The 20,824-nt window shown below is 41.0% G+C and carries 14 protein-coding genes; 7 read left to right on the top strand and 7 right to left on the bottom strand.

The genetic code is table 11. The features are described 5' to 3' along the window. Positions 1–28: 28 nt before the first annotated feature. From AFM12_RS10045 to AFM12_RS10030, 4 genes are all read right to left on the bottom strand, one after another. Positions 29–451 carry a hypothetical protein gene (locus AFM12_RS10045; protein ID WP_131458296.1) on the bottom strand — a complete coding sequence of 141 codons (423 nt, stop codon included), beginning with the start codon at positions 449–451 and terminating at the stop codon, positions 29–31. 4 nt (positions 452–455) lie between these two features. Beyond that, positions 456–1,655: a serpin family protein gene (locus AFM12_RS10040; protein WP_055147453.1), complete on the bottom strand. Its 1,200-nt coding sequence runs from the start codon at positions 1,653–1,655 to the stop codon at positions 456–458. 55 nt (positions 1,656–1,710) lie between these two features. Next, positions 1,711–2,193, bottom strand: coding sequence for an META domain-containing protein (locus tag AFM12_RS10035; protein ID WP_131458294.1), 483 nt, complete (start codon positions 2,191–2,193; stop codon positions 1,711–1,713). Positions 2,194–2,331: 138 nt separating this feature from the next. Then, on the bottom strand, positions 2,332–3,549 hold the full coding sequence (locus AFM12_RS10030; protein ID WP_055147447.1) for a NupC/NupG family nucleoside CNT transporter: 1,218 nt from the start codon (positions 3,547–3,549) through the stop codon (positions 2,332–2,334). Positions 3,550–3,656: 107 nt separating this feature from the next. Between AFM12_RS10030 and AFM12_RS10025 the strand changes: the two genes are divergently transcribed. Further along, positions 3,657–4,244: a hypothetical protein gene (locus AFM12_RS10025; RefSeq protein WP_131458292.1), complete on the top strand. Its 588-nt coding sequence runs from the start codon at positions 3,657–3,659 to the stop codon at positions 4,242–4,244. Here the strand turns inward: AFM12_RS10025 and ppk1 are convergent. Both ppk1 and AFM12_RS10015 read right to left on the bottom strand, forming a co-directional pair. Next, positions 4,227–6,494: a polyphosphate kinase 1 gene (gene ppk1 / locus AFM12_RS10020; RefSeq protein WP_082391270.1), complete on the bottom strand. Its 2,268-nt coding sequence runs from the start codon at positions 6,492–6,494 to the stop codon at positions 4,227–4,229. The genes AFM12_RS10025 and ppk1 overlap by 18 nt on opposite strands. Before the next feature lie 48 nt (positions 6,495–6,542). Beyond that, positions 6,543–7,682, bottom strand: coding sequence for a cysteine desulfurase family protein (locus tag AFM12_RS10015; RefSeq protein ID WP_055147441.1), 1,140 nt, complete (start codon positions 7,680–7,682; stop codon positions 6,543–6,545). 182 nt (positions 7,683–7,864) lie between these two features. On the opposite strand from AFM12_RS10015, the gene rocD reads away from it, so the two are divergent. The 4 genes from rocD (at position 7,865) to AFM12_RS09995 (ending at position 12,617) form a co-directional block, all read left to right on the top strand. Continuing rightward, positions 7,865–9,109 (top strand): ornithine--oxo-acid transaminase, encoded by a 1,245-nt coding sequence (gene rocD / locus AFM12_RS10010; RefSeq protein ID WP_055147438.1) that lies wholly within the window; start codon positions 7,865–7,867, stop codon positions 9,107–9,109. An 85-nt stretch (positions 9,110–9,194) separates the two neighbouring features. Continuing rightward, on the top strand, positions 9,195–9,722 hold the full coding sequence (locus tag AFM12_RS10005; RefSeq protein WP_055147435.1) for a hypothetical protein: 528 nt from the start codon (positions 9,195–9,197) through the stop codon (positions 9,720–9,722). A 208-nt stretch (positions 9,723–9,930) separates the two neighbouring features. Continuing rightward, a complete protein-coding gene (locus AFM12_RS10000) occupies positions 9,931–10,287 on the top strand; it encodes a hypothetical protein (RefSeq protein ID WP_055147432.1) in 357 nt (118 codons plus the stop codon). Between the two features lie 134 nt (positions 10,288–10,421). Then, positions 10,422–12,617 (top strand): carbohydrate binding family 9 domain-containing protein, encoded by a 2,196-nt coding sequence (locus AFM12_RS09995; RefSeq protein WP_055147429.1) that lies wholly within the window; start codon positions 10,422–10,424, stop codon positions 12,615–12,617. On the opposite strand, the gene AFM12_RS09990 is transcribed toward AFM12_RS09995, so the two are convergent. After that, the gene (locus AFM12_RS09990; RefSeq protein WP_131458290.1) at positions 12,614–17,197 is read right to left on the bottom strand and encodes a translocation/assembly module TamB domain-containing protein; all 4,584 of its coding nucleotides are present in this window, start codon (positions 17,195–17,197) and stop codon (positions 12,614–12,616) included. The genes AFM12_RS09995 and AFM12_RS09990 overlap by 4 nt on opposite strands. A gap of 40 nt (positions 17,198–17,237) precedes the next feature. Here AFM12_RS09990 and tsaD point away from each other — a divergent pair, with 40 nt between their 5' ends. Both tsaD and AFM12_RS09980 read left to right on the top strand, forming a co-directional pair. Then, positions 17,238–18,251 (top strand): tRNA (adenosine(37)-N6)-threonylcarbamoyltransferase complex transferase subunit TsaD, encoded by a 1,014-nt coding sequence (gene tsaD, locus AFM12_RS09985; RefSeq protein ID WP_055147935.1) that lies wholly within the window; start codon positions 17,238–17,240, stop codon positions 18,249–18,251. Positions 18,252–18,340: 89 nt separating this feature from the next. Then, complete coding sequence (locus AFM12_RS09980; protein ID WP_082391269.1) at positions 18,341–20,716, top strand: transglycosylase domain-containing protein; 2,376 nt, start codon at positions 18,341–18,343, stop codon at positions 20,714–20,716. Positions 20,717–20,824 lie beyond the last annotated feature (108 nt).

Raw genomic sequence — 20,824 nt, 5'->3', positions numbered from 1 at the left:
AAAACACCTTCCCCCAAAAAACTTACTATCATTTCTTCGAATAATAGAAGTTTGAGCCATCGGCCAAAATTGCACTTAAAGGAGCTCGCTGATAAAGGACTAATTGCGTTTTACCCTCAGACTCATCAAACCAGTACCACTGATATTCATTCCAATCTTTTAAAATAATGGCATCGTTTCCACCTTCTACTTTGATTTCAATGGCCGAAATCTCGGCGGCCACATCATCACGCTGAAAAGTGATTGTGCCTGTTTCACCATTAATTATCAAAGTCTCTTTATAAGGAATTTCATCACCCTCCCACTCTAGCTGAGCAAAACCATTGACAACCTTAACCAGCTCCCATTCTCCGTGAAATTCGGCCAATTCAGGGTAAACACAGCATTCTTTGGTACTGCATGAACCAAACAGAAATGAAAAACTAAACAATAAGATTAATGACCTCAACATGGAATTAGAAGTTTAAAATTTTGCCAGCAAACTGAATAGTACCAGACGTTTTCTCATAGATAAAGAATAGGAACGGCTTATTCACATGGAAGGTTGTATACTGTGGCACCGAGGTCAATTCAATACCAATAGTAGTTACAGCCGCAGCTTCTGTTCCTTTCTCGTCAATTTCAACAAAGGCATTTTGCTTCACAAAACCCACAACGATTTTCCCTGCCGGTGGTGATATTTTTGACAAATCGGCATTACCGCTAAAAATAGATGGCACGCCCATATTGACCAAAACGTCATTTAGCTCTTTCTCATACTCCATTTTGAGTTTCGGAAACCTCAAATCTACTTTAGTCACACTTTGTTTATTCGTAATACTTTGCCACTCTTTAGCAGTTAAAGCGTTTAATAGACTTACAGCGTCACCATTTTCAGGTAACAAAACCCGCATGGCATAATTGCCACGACCATACTCCATATCCAAGGCTTTATAACCGCCCATATTGACAAAGGCAAAGGTGTCTGTGTTAGCCATCATGTCTACCTGAGCTACATTATCGAGACCATTAAAATCTGCCTTTTGTGTCTTCTTTTTATCAAATTCAATCGCCCAGTCACCTTCGAAATAAAGGGCATTAATTAGAAACATCACCTGATCAGCAGAGATTTCGTTAAGAATTTTTTTGATTTTAGCATTGGTGTTATCGCTGGCCCATTGATTGATTTTATCCAATGTACCCGTATTGAAAGGCTCTACATACAAGTCAGCTTTGAAACTCTCTGCCAGTACATCTTTGAAAGATTGTTCCACCGGAAAACCTTCCCGTTGCCAGATGGAATTCGCCAGAGTATTTGTCACTTTCGGGTCTACCTCAGGCAGTTTCTCTATCAATTCAGCATAAGTAGCATTAATGGTTTCCTGATCAAGACCTTTGAGTTTTAGCACCTCCATGAGCTCGTCCTTTGAGACGCCGTCAGCTCCATTTAAGAGCATTCCGAGAGCCATGTGAAGACTGAGCGGAGAAACAAAGAAGTTTTTACCCGCCTCTTCTTTTTCGAGTTCTTTCAAAAACGAAAATGCAAAATCTCCACTTTGCTGGCGATAGGTCTCATTAATAGTAATTGACATAGGCTCAGGATTAGTGGTATCACATTGACTGAGACCAAGAAATAAAGTAGTTGTTAGTCCAACTGTTAAAATAAGCTTTTTCATCCTTTGTGTTTTAGTTTCCTTTGAATGAATATCAAAGAGCAAAGGTTGTATTTACTTATTGAGGAAGTTCGGCTCTTTTGAAGGTCATAAAGGATTCTTTGGAACCTCCCGGATAAAGAATAAGATTTTTCCCTTCGCTTTTCAGCTCAAATTGCTGAACGGCCGAAAGCCTTTCAAAATAATCTGATTCAAATTCTAACTCCTCCAGGTTTCCTCCGATTTTGGTTGAACCCAATGAATTCACTGCAAAAGCCTTTTGTGTAGCTTCAATTCTGGTTGTTGAGAAGTAAAAATTAACAACGCTTCGGCCGTTAATCAGGTAGTCGCCCTCAGGATTAGCAGGGCCTTTGACCTCAAGAATAATTTCATAAGGCACTTCATTGACGTCTTCGTAAAACATCAGCTGATACCGCCCAAGAGGTATTTGTGAATTCTGATCTGAAAAACTGAAAGGACTTAAGCCGTCCTTTTTTGTACATGATGAAGTGATGCCTAAAAGCATCAAAATGATTATTCCCGCTCTCAATTTCTTTCTCAAAAAGTAGAAAGGTTGGAAAGAAAGCTGTAAAAAACTTTCCTCCAACCTTTTTAACCCTAAAACCCTTTTCAATAACCTAGACCCCAAGGGTCAGCAAATGGTTGGAAGGGTTTAGAAATATTTTCAAAAAGTTTTGATTTAGATCAAAATACCTGCAATACAAGCAGTTAGGTTTGAAGCAATAGCACCACCAATCATGGCTTTTGTGGCCAGCTTGGCAATATCTTTCTTTCTTGAGGGGGCTATTCCTCCAATACCGCCAAGTTGAATACCAATGGAAGCAAAATTGGCAAAACCACATAAGGCATAGCTTGCGATAATGGCCGAACGGTCAGAAAGGCCTTCGTTATTAAGAACATTCTGAAGATCTGAATAAGCAATCAGCTCGGTCAAAACAATTTTTTCTCCCATAAGGCCGCCCACAGTTCCGGCCTCATTCCAAGGTACACCCATGGTCCAGGCCAACGGCTTAAAAACAAAACCCAAGACTTCAGCAAAAGAGGTATTGGCGTAGCCCAAAACACCGTCAAGCATCGCAATGATGGCCACTATAGCAATAAGCATAGCACCAATGTTGGCAGCTAATTTCAAGCCATCAACAGCTCCATCGCCAACGGCTTCCACAACATTACTGGCCGTTTTCTCAACATTTACCTCAAGTGAACCCTTGGTTTCAGATTCCTCTGTTTCAGGAAACATAATTTTAGCGATAATCAAAGCCGCCGGGGCATTCATAATAGATGCCGCCATCAGGTGTCCCGCTATTCCCGGAATGTCTTCCAGCATTTTCACATATAAAGCCATAACGCCACCTGCGATAGTGGCAAAACCGGCTACCATAATCGTCATGAGTTCTGACTGCGTCATGCCTTTAACATAAGGCCTTACGAGAAGCGGAGCCTCAGTCTGACCAACGAAAATGCTACCGGCTACACTCAGAGTTTCTGAACCCGAAGTTTTCATGGTTTTTTGCATCACCCAGGCAATACCCTTGACTACCCGTTGCAGTATGCCGAGGTAATAAAAAAGAGAAACAAGTGCCGAGAAAAAGATAACCGTAGGCAAGACCCGAATCGCAAAATTGAGGTTTGGTGAGTCTACAACGCCAGAGACGAAAGAACTGAAGAGGAAATCTCCGCCCTTATCTGCGTAGGATAATAACCTGGCTATCAGCACATCAAAAAACTTAAAAAACGGCAACCCAACGGGTGTTTTAAGAATGAGCAGGGCAAAACCAAGCTGTAGCCCGAGACCCCATAAAACCAGTCTGTAATTAATTTGTTTACGATTATTGCTCATTAAAAAAGCAATTCCCAGCAGCACAAGTATACCTAAGAGGCCTAAATAGCGTTCCATTAAGAGGATTTGATTCAAAATTTGCCTTAAAGTAAGTGAATTTTGATCTAGAACGTCTAATTTGCGTTGTTTTTACGTGCTTAAATACTAATAATTCGCTTTTCTAATTGAAGACCCACCTGAAGAAATATCTTCTTTGTGCAGTTTTATTGGCCATGGCTCAATCTTCATTTTCCCAGATTGAGTACCGCACAAGATACCAATCTGCGATAATTGCTGAAGGTTTTGGTATTAGCCCCGTGATGTCAATCAATTATGAAAATGCAATTGTACGAAGGCAAAAACATTTCTACACCACCCGAATAGGTGTGGGTTTTTTACCTGCAAAAAGAAATAGTCCGAAAGGCATTTCGATACCCGTTCAGGCTTCCTATGTTTTTATGCTCCCGAAACTATTGAAAGACTTCTTCAGGCCTCTCAATACATTCCCTCCAAGATTTAAGTTTGAAACTTTCATTGAAACCGGGCCGGGCTATTCTCACATTTTTTATAAAAACGACAATCGCGGTTACATCAACGCCTTTCTGGGAATCAGACAGCAGCTATTAATAGACATCCCTCCGAAACCAACAGTGATATTTGCCCGAATTAGCGTCAACCCACGGGTTAATAGAAAAGGACTCGTCTTTTATGAACGAACCGATGGCGGCGGCCAAAACTTTTTCGGCGGATTTGCTTTAGGCGTTTCTATTTGATGCTTCCTCCTCCTCTCTTCCGGCCTCCTGAAATTCAAAGAAATCGTCCAGTGTAGCTTCGGCAACTTCTGTGTCTTTGACATCAAAAAAGACCTTATGAATATCAAAAGGTTTGTTATCAAAAGATAACTTTTCATATTCGCCAGACTGATGTAATTCATAGGCATTGACATTATCCAACAAATTGTACCTGAGGATAAGTATCATTTGTTTTTTCAGGAAATCATCTACGATCTCAAAAATAGACTCGATGCGACGATCAAAACTACGAACCATGATATCAGCACTACTTCCATAAACTTTTGGCGAGCCACCATTATGGAAATAGAAAATTCTGGAATGTTCAAGGTAATGGCCAACCAATGAACGAACCCTTATATTCTCACTCAGGCCTACTCTCCCCGGTCTGAGACAGCAAATACCACGAACGATCAATTCAATTTTCACTCCCGCCTTTGAGGCCTCGTAAAGTTCTTCTATGGTTTCTTTGTCCTCCAGAGAATTTACTTTGATGCAAATTCCGGAAGGTTTACCCGCCTTTGCATTAGCAGCTTCATTTCTGATCAGCTCTATTACACTGGCCCGCATGTCTCGTGGAGAAGTAATGAGGTATTGATAGTTCTGAGGCTCTGAGTGCCCGGTAATTACATTGAAAAACTCTGAGATATCCTTGGTGTATCCAGGTTTGGTGGTCAAAATCCCGATATCCGTATATAGCTTGGCTGTATCTTCATTATAGTTTCCAGAGGCCATATGAGCATACTGAACCACTTTATCTCCCTCTTTACGCACAATGAGCATGAGTTTGGTGTGCGTTTTCACACCACCAATTCCGTAGATAACAAAACAGCCCGCCTTTTGAAGCTTCTCGGCCTCTTTTATATTGTTCTCTTCATCAAAACGAGCTTTGATTTCAAAAAGAGCCGAGACGTGTTTTCCTTTTTCAACGGCACGAAGAAGTGCTTCTGTTATTCTTGAGTTTTCGGCCAGTCTGTAAATAGTGAGTTTTATGGACAAAACCTGAGGATCCTCCGCAGCCTGCTCTATAAGCTGCAAAACCGGCTCAAAATTGTTGAAGGGATGATGCAGCAAAACATCCTGTTCTTTCAACGATTTGAAAATATGTTGTTGTTTTTCCCGGTCAAAATTCAATGGTGGTACCGCTGAGCGAACCGGAGTCATTTCATCTTTGAACTCAGGGTGTTTGATAATTTGCCAAAGTCGCGTGTAATCAATTAGCTCTTTATTGACAAAAATATTGTAGTCATCTATCTCCCACTTCTTCTTCAATATCCGCATCATCCAGTCTGAAGGCTCGTCTTCAATAACCATACTTACAAGCCTTCCTACTTTCCGCTCTTTAATTTTTTGCTTGATTTCATCAACGAAATCAGCCTCCATATCATCGCTTTCTTCAAGGGTAAAGTCCGCATTTCTAAGTATTCTGAAAAGGTCTACCGATTCAATTTTAACATTACGGTAAAGCTTCTGCACATTTTGCATTATGATGCGTTCAATGGGCAAAAAGACTATGAGGTCATCCTGCTCAAAAGCATAGAAACGGGGAAGGTTACTCGGTATTTGAATAAATGAAAGCTTGCGATTGCTTTCGTCTTCACTATTCACAAAGCTTTTCTTTGAGCGTGTAACTACTCCTAAAATCAGGTTTTTTGCCAGCAGCACCGGAAATGCGTGTGTTTGATCATAAACCATTGGCGTAAGCATGGGAAAGACCGTCTGGTCAAAGAAATCGCTGGCCTCCCTTTTCTGGCTTTTATCAAGGTCGTCAAACTCAACAATTGAAAAACCGTTGGCTCTGAATTGAGGGAATAAATCCTCTCTGAAAATCTTATTTCTTTCCTCAAAAAAAGCGTTGATTTCCGTCAGCAACTTTTTTCTAAACTGATTTTCCAGAAGTCCGGAATAATCAACCCGCTTTTTACCGTAATCGATATAGTTATACAAGCTCCCCACTCGAACAGTGAAGAACTCATCAAGATTTGAGGCGGTAATTGCCATAAATTTGAGCTTTTCAAAAATTGAAAGCTCGGGCCTTTTGACCTGATCCAGTACTCTTTGATTGAAGGTGAGCCAACTTAAATCACGGCTTAGCAAAGGAGATTTTACGATACTCTCCATCTGCTTATCTAAGCGAGACGGGGACACGGGGTCAAGAATCTTCACCTCAGTAATTTTCTCGGGGTTGAGGATGGACTTAAGATATTTTAATATTCCTTTTATTTCTGACATAGGTTATTTTATTCTCCTGGAAAACGTGCCGGGCAACAACATATTCAATCAAGGATTTAATATTCTTTTCAGAATACCCACGACGGTGTCAATTTCTTCCTTGGTGTTTTGCTCTGCAAAAGAGAAACGAACATTTGCCCTTTCTTCAGGCACTTGCAAAGCATTTAAAACATGTGAGCCGATATCGGTACCGCTACTACAAGCAGAGCCACCTGAAACACAAATTCCTTCGATGTCAAGACTGAAAAGCAGCATCTGATTATCAGGATGCTCCGGGAAACTCACATTGAGTAAATGATACAGGCTGTTTTCCAAATCACCTGAGGCTCCATTGAAGCTCACTCCCGGAATGACCTTTTCCAATTCGGCTTTGAGGTAGAGTTTTAAATCTTTAAGGTAAGCCTGACGTTTCTCCTGTTTCGCAATTGCAACCTCCAGGGCCTTAGCCAAACCAACCAGGCCAGCAACATTCTCGGTTCCGCCACGCATATTTCTCTCCTGAGCACCACCATGAATAAATGGATTTATCCGGTTATTGCTGTTAATGTATAAAAAACCGACACCTTTTGGCCCATGAAATTTATGTGCTGATCCTGAAATAAAATCAATATCCAACTCCTGTAAATTGATAGGAAATTTCCCGACCGTTTGAACTGTATCAGAATGAAAAATAGCACCATACTTTCTGCAAATTTCACTTACAGCATTAAGATCAAGCAGGTTGCCGATTTCATTATTGCCATGCATTAAAGTCACCAAAGCCTTTGAAGAATTCTCCAACTTTTGTTCAAGACTTTCCAGATCTACCTCAGCATTTTCTTTCAGGTTGACTAATCGAAAATCAAGACCGTTTTGCTTTTGCAAATACTCCAAAGGATGAAGAATGGCATGATGTTCGATTGGCGAAGAAACGACAGTTTTTACATCGAGGCTCTCCACGCAGCCTCTGATTACCGTATTATTTGCTTCTGTTCCACCAGAGGTAAAGAAAATTTCTGACGGCGAAGTATGGAGTAGCTCAGCCACTTTTTTACGGGCGTTTTCTACAGCCGCTTTGGCTTGCCTGCCTAAAGTATGTATTGATGAACCATTACCATAAATATCGGTAAAATAGGGCATCATGGCCTCAAGCACTTCCGGATCAAGCGGTGTGGTGGCCGCATTATCAAAATAAATGTTCTTTTTCATACAGGCCGCAATTTACGCAAATCGAAGCCTGTGAACGAATCTTCCGAGTTACCATTTTTTTAATTGATTAACCAAGCTAAGGCTATCTTGATTGTTGCCTTACCTGAGGTTTTCTCAAATCAAAAATAAAACCGTTATTTTACCTTACACTTCTTTCAATTGAACAAAAACATCAACAAACCATGACCGAAACACTAACACCTAAGACACAAAGCTGTATCGACCTTGAAGACCGCTATGGAGCTCATAATTACCATCCTTTACCGGTAGTGCTGGAGCGTGGTGAGGGCGTTTATGTCTGGGATGTGGAGGGCAAACGATACTATGACTTCCTCTCGGCTTATTCTGCGGTAAATCAGGGGCATTGTCACCCAAGAATCATCAATGCTTTAAAATCACAGGCTGAAAAACTCACGTTAACTTCCCGTGCATTTTATAACTCAGAGCTCGGGAGTTTTGAAAAATATATCACCAGCCTTTTTGGTTTTGACAAAGCCTTAATGATGAATAGTGGAGTGGAAGCCGTGGAAACGGCTTTGAAGCTTTGCCGGAAATGGGCCTATGAAAAAAAGGGAGTTCCTGAGGGGAAAGCTAAAATCGTTTTTGCCAGTGATAATTTTCATGGGCGTACCCTATCGGTTATCTCGGCTTCCACAGATCCCATGAGTCGAAAAGGTTTCGGACCTTATATGCCCGGCTTTCAGGTAATACCTTATAACAACCTTCAGGCACTTGAAGATATCATACTGGAAGATCCTTTTATCGCGGGGTTTGTAGTCGAACCAATTCAGGGTGAGGCTGGTGTGATGGTACCGGAAGAAGGCTATCTTTCGAAAGCAAGGGAATTGTGCAAAAATGCTAATGTTTTATTTGTCGCTGACGAAATACAAACAGGAATTGCCCGAACCGGGAAAATGCTTTGCATTGATCATGAAAACATAAAACCTGATATTTTGATTTTGGGCAAGGCTCTCTCTGGTGGAGTCTTACCGGTTTCAGCAGTACTGGCAGATAACGAAATCATGCTCAGCATAAAACCCGGAGAACATGGCTCTACTTTTGGAGGGAATCCACTGGCCTGTGTTGTAGCCCGTGAAGCACTTCAGGTGGTTCTTGATGAAAAACTGGCAGAAAATGCAGAAAGTCTAGGTATAATCTTCAGAAATGAAATTCAAAAGTTAGTTGACAATTCAAAACTTGTTCGACTTGTTCGGGGAAAAGGCCTGTTGAATGCTATTGAGATCAATACCGACGAAGATTCTCCTCTTGCTTGGGAGATATGTCTCAAACTCAGGGATAACGGCTTGCTTGCCAAACCAACACACGGTAACAAAATTCGTTTTGCACCTCCGCTGGTAATGACTAAGGAACAGCTTATGGAGTGTATTGAGATTATAAAGATATCGGTAAGCGGATTTCAAATCTGAATATTTTTTAACTAAAAGCATTGATATTCATTGATTTATCAACCTTTTTGGCAAAATTAAGTATCAAATTAAACCCTTAGCTCTTATGAAAAAACTAATTATTGCGGCCCTTGTAAGCGGCCTGATACTTTTTATCTGGCAGTTTATCTCTTTTGCCATCGTAAACATCCACACTGATACCCAACAGTACAGCCCTAATCAGGATAAAATCCTTGAGTTTCTGGATGAAAATCTGGAAGAAGGTTTTTACTTTTTGCCCAATGCCGCTCCTGGCGAAAATGAAATGGAGGCCATGGAAGAAGCCATGGGTAAACCTTGGGCTCAGGTTTATTTCCATAAAGAAATGACCAATACTATGGGGTTCAACCTCATCCGTGGTTTCCTTATCGACATTATTGCCGGCGGACTGATGGCCTGGATACTCCTTAAAATGGGCAATCCAAGTTTTCAAACTGCTCTATTCTCGTCTCTTGCGGTAGGAATTATTGGTTATCTTAATTTCCCTTACCTAAACTCAATCTGGTATGAGACCCCAACCAAGATGGACCTAGTAGATGCAGTGATGTCATGGGGACTGGTAGGTTTATGGCTTGGCTGGTGGCTTCGAAAATAGAACTAAATAAAGGAGGGCTTTTCCAGATAGACTGAATAAAGCTTTTCAATTGTATTTTTACTTGTACTCCTTCATAAAGGAATGGCATTTTACCAAGATGTCATGTGGACTCTTTTTGCTTAAGGGGTAGAGTTTTTCTAACTTTGTAGCTTTCGACTTCAAATAGAGCAAAATAAGAACCTCTAATACTCAAAGAACCAATTTTCAGATGGACAAAACCAAACACATTGAAAAAACGATTGCCTGGGCTCAAAAAAACGGATTTGATAATATCAAAGCGGACATAGAAGGCTACGATCAGCCATTTGCTTATGAAAGAGCAGCTGACCAGCAAAAGTTTACACCGGATGTAACAGGCGTTAGTTACTCTAAAAAGTGTTTCTTTGAAGTAACCCTTAAGGCTCTTGATAGCCAGAACTCCATCACTAAGTTGACCTTACTGAACGAACTGGCAAAAATTAAGAATAGTCGTTTATACCTGATGGCTCCAACGGGGAATTTAAAGTATGCCAAAGAAATTCTGGAAACGGCATCATTAACAAACGCAGAAGTAGTTAGAATTTAACTGAAAGTATACCGGGGCTTAATAGATCAACCCCATTTTATTGTCGATATAAGTACCTCTTTGCTTTTCTATAAGAAAAATGCAAAGAGGTATTTTTGCATTCAGGAAATACCTTTTGATAACCACTTTACTGAATGCAGACCAAAACACTTATTGCTTTCCTTCTATTTATAAGTCACTTAGCTTATTCTCAAAAGCCTAATAACGGCTATAATTACCACATCAAAAGAGCGTCCTCTGAAATCAAAGTGGATGGGAAACCAGAAGAAAAAGCTTGGAAAGATGCAATTGCTGCAAAAGACTTTTTTCAGGTGCTGCCCATGGACACGAGCTTTGCAGCGGTCAAAACTGAAGTGAAACTTTGCTATGATGAAAAGAATATCTATGTCCTTTTTGTCAATCATGACACCATAAATGGACCAAGTATGGTGGAGTCCATGAGAAGAGACTTCATGTTTTCTAAAAACGACAACGATCTACTTTTTTTGGACACCTTTAACGACCTCACAACAGGGTTTTCATTTGGCTCCAATGCCCGGGGTGGTCAGTGGGACGGGCTTATGTCAAACGGCTCTCGTATTGACGTCAGTTGGGATAACAAATGGGAGTCAGAAGTTAGCTACTCTGATGAGGTTTGGTACTGGGAGGCCGCCATTCCGTTTAAGACCATACGCTATAAAAATGATATTCTTAGCTGGGGTATCAATTTCAGTAGAAATGATTTAAAATCAACGGAGAAATCATCCTGGGCTCCGATACCACGTCAATTCCCAACGGCATCACTGGCATACACCGGGAATCTTGTATGGGATACACCACCGCCAAAACCCGGCCTCAATGTTTCGTTAATTCCTTACATTAATGTTGGAAGAGCAAAAAACCATGAAGATGGTCTCAATCCCGAATTCACAAAAAATATTGGTTTTGATGCTAAGGTAGGCCTCACCTCTTCTTTGAATCTTGATCTAACGGTTAACCCCGATTTTTCACAGGTAGACGTTGATGTTCAGGTAACCAACCTTGACCGTTTCGAGCTATTTTTCCCTGAACGCCGACAGTTCTTTCTTGAAAACGGAGACATCTTCAATAATTTCGGCTATAATGGTATCAGGCCATTCTTCTCACGTCGTATAGGCCTTGACGCCCCTATTTTCTATGGAGGCAAACTAAGCGGAAAAATTAACCAAAACTGGCGTGTAGGGGCTATGAGTATTCAGTCTGGCGAAAACTCAGAAAACGCTCCGGGCTCTTTTTATAATGTGTTTTCGGTACAGCGTCAAGTCTTTAAACGGTCTTATATCAATGCGATTTTTGTAAACCGCGACCGGGTTGGCGAGAACCCCGAAGAAATTGAAAATCCTGTTTCAGATTTTAACAGAACTGTCGGTTTGGAGTTTAACCTGGCCTCGGAGGATAATCAGTGGCAGGGGAAAACTTTTTTCATCAAAACCTTTTCTCCCGTTCAGCTCGAGGACAATACCATTCTTGCCGGAAACATTCAACGGAACACTCGTCACCTCAGATCAGAAATTCAGATTGAAAGTGTAGGCAAAGGGGTTCAGGCAAATGAAGTTGGCTATGTTCAGCGACAGGATTACTTACTCATTAATCCAAGAATTGAGTACCTTTTCTTCCCTAAAAGCGGACCTGTTTTAAGTCACGGCCCCGGTCTTATGATTCGTCAGTACCTCAGTAGGGCAAACCAGAAAACATTTGAATATCTTCATTTCTTAGATTACGGTATCACCTTCAAAGACCGCAGCGAGCTCCGTATCTGGACAGCCCGGGATTACGTAAAACTTCAGAATAGTTTTGACCCGACTAATTTCTCGGGAGCTGAAATTGAGGCAAACACCGAGCACCGCTGGAGAGCGTACGGCTTTAATTTTGATTCAAAACCTCAAAGCCTATTCACCTACGCTTTCAGCTCCAGAATGGGCGGCTATTATGCTCAGGGAAACAGATTGCGACTTGAAGCAGAAATGGGCTATCGTTTCCAACCGTATGTAGCCATTTTAATGAGAGCAAACTATAACCGGATTGCCTTTGGTGAGAATTCTCTATTGCCGGAAAGTCTCAAGAACTCAGAGCATAACATTTGGCTTGTCGGGCCAAGGTTAGATGTAACGCTGTCAAATAAGCTGTTTTTCACCAATTTTCTACAATACAATCAGCAAGACAATAACGTGAATCTGAATGCAAGATTACAATGGCGATATAAGCCAGCGTCTGACCTGTTCATTGTATACACCGATAACTATTTTGCCAATGATTTCAGAGTAAGAAACAGGGCTATTGTTTTCAAGTTCACCCATTGGTGGAATGTCTAATCGGCCATGGAGACATCCTCAGAAACGGTCGCCTTTTCTTCTTCTTCTTTTCTTGCTACACCAAGCGGGAACCTGTTGAAGTTTCTGGAAAACAAAATACTTGCTCCGGACACCATAACATTACCCCCTCCGGCAGTTCCAAGACTTAATGAGTAGTTAGAACTGGGTACACTTCTGGAATGAACTCGTAACCTCCACATTCCGTCTTCTGAAAGTAGATATTCAAGCTCGCCGCCTACGGTCAATTGCCCCTGGCTAACCGTTGTTACATTATCATAGAGACCGTTTGAATAAGAACTTCTTCCACTGATTTTTGCCCGGTTATTGAGGAAACGATAGGAGAAATTTAACTGAAGATTATTCAATAGACTTTGTCTGAAATCTCCCAATAGTACTCCAACCTCCAGATTCGGATCGAGTTTATTCGCCAGGTTTCCAATCTGATTAGAGAGCATGCTGCTGATATTTTCAACCAAAAACTGATCCTGCAAAACCTGAACAGCATTTGACTCATCATAGAGACTATTCAACGCAATCACAAAACTTACGTTACGACTTAAAAACTGTTCATCATCATTGAGTTTCTGCTGAAAAGCATAGACATCTGAATGGTGACGATTGGGAATTTGAGCAAGGTCAAAATCCAGTTCATAGGTAATATCCGGCGTTTCCAGATCTCCGGTAATATTTACCAAAACATCCATTGGGTAACGAGTGTTGTCCACATCATTTCCGCCAGAGGTTCTGCTCCAGATAGAACTCATATTCACATTGGCTGTATAACCGGCTTTCATATCCAAATCTGCCCGATATGGGTCACCGGACCAAGAAATCCTACTACCATTGCGAATGTTGAATTTTCTTAGTGAGGCCAGGTTTTGAAAACTAAAATCATAAGTTCCTGAGGTAACCGTATAGGGCCCACTCATTGTAAAATCATCGTTTCTCGTATCATAATCAATGATTAGGCGTCCATTTCCTCTGGCATTAATCTGATCATTATTTCTTCTGTCCAGAATAATTTCACACTCTGCTTCAGGATTTAGGTTCAGGTTAAAAGTCATTTTAATACCACCCAGCTGCTTACGTGTTAACTCATTTTTATCTTTCTCCGATTGCTCATCATCCTCTACAGGTTTAGCAGCAAAAGGAATCGCCTCTTTGTTGGTGTTGACACTGGCCTCACCATCCAACGGAATCGTAATTTTTGTTCCACGCTTACTTTCAAGGTTGGCCGTGATTACTACATTGGTAAAGGTTCCGGTAAGGTGAATGTCCCCTGTGGCATAAGCAGAACCATAAAATGTATCGCTGTCTTCAGATGTCGTATTATAGAGCAGAAAACCATCGGGGTCTTTCATGTAACCATGAAGGCCCATCATGAAGTTACCATTCCCTCCGTTGAAAATTCCACCGGTTAAATAGGCTTCATTTCCATTGACTCTGGCATCATAAACTTTAAAACCTCCGGGCTTTGCTACAAAACCTTCCTCGGTAAACAAAATAGTATCGTTAAAGTAAAGATACCCTCCTGTGGCATTGATCTTTAATTGACCATTGGTCAGTGCTACTTCACCTCTAGGTATCAAATCCCTTGGGTTACCCGTGATATTCAACTCTCCGTTTGCATAACCTTTTAAATCGGAGAAAATATTGTCTACAAAAGCACCAATAATCTCAAGATTGGCATCATCAAGAGTGGCTTTGAGTTTTACTCCCTGGTCTATACTCGGGTCATAGGTACCGGTAACATCCATAATTCTAACGCCTAACCGGTCAACTTCTGAATCAACCTTGACTTTACTTAACTGATTGTCCCAGTCAATAACCGCACTGGCATCACCTACCAGAATATTTTTATAAATGAACTCCGTGATAATCACATTGCTGAGCAAAATTGGTTTTGAGTAATAATTGCTGATGGAAACATCACCATCGGCAATACCCTCAATTTGCAAAGCCGCAAGGGGCTGCAAGGCCCTCAAATCAAAATGGTTAATGGCCGCGAATAATTGTTTTGTAGGATCAGGAGAAATAAAACCGCTTAAAGCAAGGCTTTGTTCTCCGTTAGAGATTCTGAAATCTTCAAACTGAATTTCCTTGCCCTGAATTGTGATCTGGTTTTGACGGTCAAACTTCCATTGGTAGTCTAGCAAATCAACAAGGCTGTTCCTTGGATTAATTTTTACCGCGAAACCGTCTCTTCCAAACTTCACATTACCGAATAGCTGAGCCCGGTTTTTAGTATTTTTTTGGCGGATTCCACCATCAAAATCAATCTGTCCCCCATCACCCCAGGCAGCATTTACTTCTATCCGCTCGGTCTCAACATTATTGGCCAGCTTTTGATTTTTAGAATTGATAATCAAAGAGGTCAGAACTTTGGGAGAGAGCCAACCCTTTGATGAGAAGAAGTCCAACTCATTTTCAAAGAAAGTGTTTCCGTCATAAATCACAGTATCTGCATAAGCATACATCGTGAACTGTGAGGTAGACCTTATTCTGATTTGACCACTTACCACGGAACCTTTTGAAATCGAAAGTTCAGGACTAACAAAAGCAAAGAAATCGTCGGTGTTCTTAAGCTTTAGCTCGTAATCTGCACTGTAGTTTCGGCTGAGAGAATCCAGTTTTTTTGCAGCATAATAATCCTTCCTTTGATTCTCAGTACCTGTAAAAAATAGGCCGTATTCATTTTTGAGTTGAACAACATCCTGAATAAGCTCGGTAGGCAAAAAACTACCTTTGATATCAGCATCAAAAAACTCAGAACGTAATCCCATTTGTCGGGTACCGTTGGCCTCCAGACTAATAAATCTCAGGTTATCCAAAACCAGATTTCGTTCATCGGTGTAAGCATAGACATTATTGAAAGCAGCCTGACCAACCCAATCATCCAACTTATTTCCTTTGAAATTGAAATTAAAATTGGTCTCTAAACGTACATCATCATCCACATAGCCCATTGGCTTCAGATTCGCATTCCTTAACTGACCCTGAATGCGATAATCGGTCTGAGCCTGATTAAAATCTACCGTGCCCGATACCTCAGCGACAATATTCGGATCATTGATTTCGACGTTACCCTTAAATACCTTATTTCGAATGAGGCCGTCGACATCAATATTCCGATATTCATACCGATCAAGCCAAACCTTAGCAATATTACCATTTAAGTCAAAGGAAGCAGTTTCCACAGCAATGCCTGAGCCTCTTAGTTTTCCGTTGAAGGTTATTTTTTGAAGAGACTTGTTTCCTGTCAATTTTGCCAGATCAAGATCGGTAGTTGACAAGTCAGCATTGTACATCGGTAACTTAGATTTGGGCTCAATTTCGAAAGTCATCTTACCCTTTATTTTTCCTATACCTGAGGAAATAATCTCGCCTTCTGTAAAGAAGTTGTCCCCTGTTCCTTTGAAAAGACCTTTGAAGTCAACCTGTTTAAATTGTTCAACATACAGTTTATAATTTTTATCACCGGCATACTGTCGACTATCCGGGGCCAAAATTCTGGAATCTTGAAGGTCCAGATGATAAATTGTGGTTTTGACATCCGGCAAGCCTTTAAAGTTTCCTTTACCAACAATGTAACTTCCCTTACCAAATCTAAGATTGGTATTATCAAAATAAAGGTCTTTGACTTTGCCCACCAAGTCACCATCTATACGATAAGTTTCATCGTATTGATACATTGTTGTCGAAAAACGACCTAAATCCTGAGCATCAAGCGATGCATTTCTTAATACTGCCTTTAGATCGACCTTATTGTTCAAATCGTTCAGGTCAGAAGGTTTATCAAATTGCAAAGAAAGGTAGTTCCCGACGACAGAATTATTAAAGTGGGCATCCAGGTTAGCTAGCTCTATCAAGTTTCGGGTATACAAAAAGTCCGTGTCAATTTTCTTTATCCTCAGATCACTTCGCTTATTAACGCCTTTAATACCAGAACCGTTAAACCGGACTGTGTCACTATGAACGTAGAAGTCTTTCAGGCGACCCGAAAGGTTATCAATTTTAAAGTTGGTGTAGTCAAAAAGCTCTTCGGGAAACCGCTCTTTCCCCGGATCAATAAACTCAAAAGTCCCTTGCTCAATAATTGCCTCATCAATCGAAAAAGCAGGTGGAGCCTTTTTAGGATTCTTTCCTCTGAAAGTGCTGCCGATTTTCCTGATCCACTCATCCATGTTTAGCTGACCGTTATCCTCACGATACAGTTTTACATCGGGCTCTTTGAGCATCACATAATCAAGATTATTATCAAAATCGAGTATCTTCTCCTTTCTGAATTTAAAGTTAGACTTAGTGTTAATGTAGATTTCGCGAACGAAAATCATATCTCGACCTTTAAGGTCTTTGACATTGACATCCTCAAGTCTGATTTCATCCAGCCAGCTAATTGTAACATTACCTACAGTTACAGTAGAGCCTAATTTATCAGAAAGCCATTTAGCCGATTTCTGGCCCAAAGATGTCTGAAACTCTGACCACTGAAGGGCATAGAAAAGCAATCCGGCCAAACCAGCCAGAACAAAGAGAAGGATAATGAAAGTCCTGAATCCTATTTTAAGCCCTCTTTTCAAATTTATTATCTGCCTTCTTCTTTCTACTTTTGCAGCCGATATGCTACAAAATCAAGTCATTCTGGCCATTGAATCTTCTTGTGATGAAACCTCAGCGTCTGTCATTATTAACGGTGAGGTAAAATCTAACATTGTTTCTACTCAGGTTATCCACGAAAAATATGGTGGAGTAGTTCCTGAGCTGGCCAGCAGAGCCCATCAGCAGCATATTTTGCCTGTTGTGGAAACTGCCTTAAAACAAGCAAAGGTAACAAAAAATGATGTCGCTGCGGTAGCTTTTACACGTGGTCCCGGATTATTAGGTTCTCTTCTTGTAGGCACCTCTTTTGCCAAGTCATTTGCCCTTGCTTTAAATATTCCGCTTATTGAGGTTAATCATATGCAGGCCCATATTCTGGCACATTTTATTGATGAGCCAAAGCCACAGTTCCCTTTCATTTGCCTTACTGTTAGTGGCGGCCATACCCAATTGGTCTTAGTGAAAAGTCCTCTAAAAATGGAGATCATTGGCGAAACCAAAGACGACGCCGTGGGCGAAGCTTTTGACAAAGCTGCCAAGATGTTAGGTCTACCCTACCCCGGAGGCCCAATGATAGATAAATACGCAAGTGAAGGTAATCCTGAAGCCTTTGAGTTTCCGATTTCGGAAATGCCCGGATTTTCCTATTCTTTCTCCGGAATCAAAACAGCTCTGTTGTATTTTCTTCAAAAGAGGGTCAATGAGGATCCCGATTTCATTGACAATAACATGGCCGACATTTGTGCCAGCTTTCAGCAAACGCTAATTACCATGCTTTTACAAAAACTTCGAAAAGCTACACGTCAATATAAAGTCAAACAAATAGCCATAGCTGGTGGAGTAGCCGTGAACTCAGGCCTGAGAAATGAGATTCAAAAACTGGCTGAGAAAGAGGATCTGGAAGTCTTTATTCCTCAATTTCAATACTGTACTGACAATGCTGCTATGATAGCCATGGCAGCACATTTCAAATATCTTGAAAATGAATTCACGGATCAGAAAGTCAGTGCTATGCCCCGCTATGCGTTACACTAAAGACCTGGTGATTGAAATTTACGTTAAACCTAAAGCGTTATAAGCCATAAACTTTTAAATTTGAGAATCACAAAAACCTGTTTTCCTGTATGAAATTTCCTCAAATGGGCTTTCTGGCCAAGGGTAAGTTTAAAAAGCTTATCAATTTCCTTTATGTTTCTTTTTTTGGAGGAATAGCCCTTTTTGTTCTATATCTGGCAGCAGTTAATTTTAACTTTCTATGGCTTTTCGGAAAAATGCCGAGTGTCGAAGATCTGGACAATCCGAAGAGTGAAATTGCTTCAGAAGTAATATCTTCCGACGGTGTGGTGCTGGGTAAATTCTTTTATGAAAACAGAAGCCCGGCAGACTTTGAGGAACTTTCTCCCAAACTGATTGACGCCCTTATTGCCACAGAAGACGTTCGTTTTACAAAGCACGGTGGCATTGATGCCCGATCCATGATCAGAGTTTTTACCGGCCTTGCCACGTTAAATCCTTCCGGTGGAGGTAGTACTATTTCTCAACAGTTGGCTAAAAACTTATTCAGACTAAGAAGGGACGATTCCTTTGAAAGTTTTCTTTACGATATACCTGTTGTCCGTACTTTGATTATCAAAACAAAAGAATGGATTACAGCCGTAAAATTAGAAAGAAGATACACCAAGCCTGAGATCATGAAAATGTACCTTGACACCATTGAGTTCAGCTCAGGTGCCCATGGTATAAAATCAGCATGTAAAACGTATTTCCAGAAAAGCCCTTCTGAGTTAAATACTAACGAGGCCGCTCTTTTGGTAGGGATGATCCAGAATCCCTCTCGTTTTAATCCGAAATTCAGACCGCAATATGCCAAACCAAGAAGAAACATTGTGCTTTCTCAAATGGTGCGTTACGGAAAACTGAGCAAAGATGAGTTTGACCAACTCAAAGAAGAAGATATTGTACTGAATTATTCCCCTGAATCTCAAAATAACGGACCTGCACCACATTTCCGTGAGTTCCTGAAAGCTTGGGCCAAAAAGGAGATTACAAAGTACGGCTACGAGCCTGAAGATATCTATAACAAAGGATTCAAGTTCTACACAACGATAGATTCAAGAATGCAGGCTTATGCTGAAGAAGCCGTTCATGATCATATGGTAAACCAGCAAAAAATATTCTATGAACACTGGAAAGGCCGCAACCCTTGGGTACAGCGTAGAAACTCCGAGACCTCTGCTGGTGGATATGAGGAGATTCCGGGATTTATTGAACGCGTAGCAAAAAGAACCGCCGTCTACCGCGAGCTTAAAAAGAAGTTTGGCGATGATGATGATAAGATTTTCGCCGAAATGGAGAAAAAAGAGGAGATGACCATTCTGGTTTTAGAGGGTGGTGATTACGTAGAAAAAGACACCCTCATCTCCCATATGGATAGCCTTCGCCACTACAAGAAATTCCTTCACATGAGCATGATGGCCATGGATCCTCGAAACGGAAACATCAAGGCCTGGGTAGGTGATATCAACTTCAAATACTTTAAGTACGACAAAGTTGAGCAAAGTAAACGTCAGCCAGGGTCAACATTCAAGCCGTTCGTTTATGTGACTGCCATTGATAATGGTTTCTCTACCTGTGAAGTGGTAGTAGATGAGCCTGTCACCTTTGGAGCCGAAGACGGCCTTGTAGGAACAACCTATACTCCTAAAAACTCAAATGGTAAATATACGTACAGACCATTAACGCTTAGAAAAGCACTTGGAGAATCAGTAAACAGTGTAAGTGCCAGACTGATAAAGCAGTTTAAGCCAATCAATGTTATCAATATGGCTCACCAATTAGGCATAAAAAGCGAGCTGGACAATAGCCCGTCTCTGTGCCTCGGTGTAAGTGACGTTTCTTTGTATGAAATGTTAGGAGGGTATTCCGTTTTTGCCAATGGTGGCAAATACACCGAGCCGATGTTTGTAACCAGAATTGAAGACAAACATGGAGAGCTCATCCGAGAGTTTTTACCGGATCAAAAAGAAGTTTTGAGTGCTGAAACGGCTTATAAAATGATCCACCTTATGCGAGGTTCTACACTACCCGGGGGTACTTCAGCGAGGCTGGCAAGTTATGATGTATTGAGTGGTAACGAAGTCGCAGGTAAAACCGGTACCACCTCAAATTTCTCTGATGGTTGGTTCATGGGACTCACTGAAAACCTCATTGCCGGTGTATGGTCAGGTGCTGACGATCGTGCAATTCACTTTAGAAGCATTTCTTTGGGACAAGGAAGCCGAATGTCATTGCCTGCTTATGGAATGTTCATGCAAAAAGTTTATGCTGATGAAGACCTTGAATACAAGAAATCGAAGTTCAATGTACCTGCAGGAATCCGTGTATCCGGAGATTGCATCTTCAGCCCAGGAGAGACCTACTCACCACCTTCAGACAGCACACGCCAGAAATATGTAAGCCCGGCAACTATACAGCCGGAAGATGAGGAAGAAATGCTCTAACGAGCTCTAAATCGTAGATATTTAGATAATTATCGAACATTCTATAGTTATAGAAATATTTTCAGAAAATTTTGAAAATTCAATAAGACTGACTTTATTTGGTTTCTG

The organism is Jiulongibacter sediminis, from assembly GCF_001306455.1.
Taxonomy (GTDB): domain Bacteria; phylum Bacteroidota; class Bacteroidia; order Cytophagales; family Spirosomataceae; genus Jiulongibacter; species Jiulongibacter sediminis.
This window is presented reverse-complemented; position numbering and strand designations above follow the sequence as displayed.

Bases quoted from the DNA above. Each gene is read 5' to 3' on its own strand.
- AFM12_RS10045 (WP_131458296.1), bottom strand. From the start codon at position 451: ATGTTGAGGTCATTAATCTTATTGTTTAGTTTTTCATTTCTGTTTGGT.
- AFM12_RS10040 (WP_055147453.1), bottom strand. From the start codon at position 1,655: ATGAAAAAGCTTATTTTAACAGTTGGACTAACAACTACTTTATTTCTT.
- AFM12_RS10030 (WP_055147447.1), bottom strand. From the start codon at position 3,549: ATGGAACGCTATTTAGGCCTCTTAGGTATACTTGTGCTGCTGGGAATT.
- ppk1 (WP_082391270.1), bottom strand. From the start codon at position 6,494: ATGTCAGAAATAAAAGGAATATTAAAATATCTTAAGTCCATCCTCAAC.
- AFM12_RS10015 (WP_055147441.1), bottom strand. From the start codon at position 7,682: ATGAAAAAGAACATTTATTTTGATAATGCGGCCACCACACCGCTTGAT.
- rocD (WP_055147438.1), top strand. From the start codon at position 7,865: ATGACCGAAACACTAACACCTAAGACACAAAGCTGTATCGACCTTGAA.
- AFM12_RS10005 (WP_055147435.1), top strand. From the start codon at position 9,195: ATGAAAAAACTAATTATTGCGGCCCTTGTAAGCGGCCTGATACTTTTT.
- AFM12_RS10000 (WP_055147432.1), top strand. From the start codon at position 9,931: ATGGACAAAACCAAACACATTGAAAAAACGATTGCCTGGGCTCAAAAA.
- AFM12_RS09995 (WP_055147429.1), top strand. From the start codon at position 10,422: ATGCAGACCAAAACACTTATTGCTTTCCTTCTATTTATAAGTCACTTA.
- tsaD (WP_055147935.1), top strand. From the start codon at position 17,238: ATGCTACAAAATCAAGTCATTCTGGCCATTGAATCTTCTTGTGATGAA.
- AFM12_RS09980 (WP_082391269.1), top strand. From the start codon at position 18,341: ATGAAATTTCCTCAAATGGGCTTTCTGGCCAAGGGTAAGTTTAAAAAG.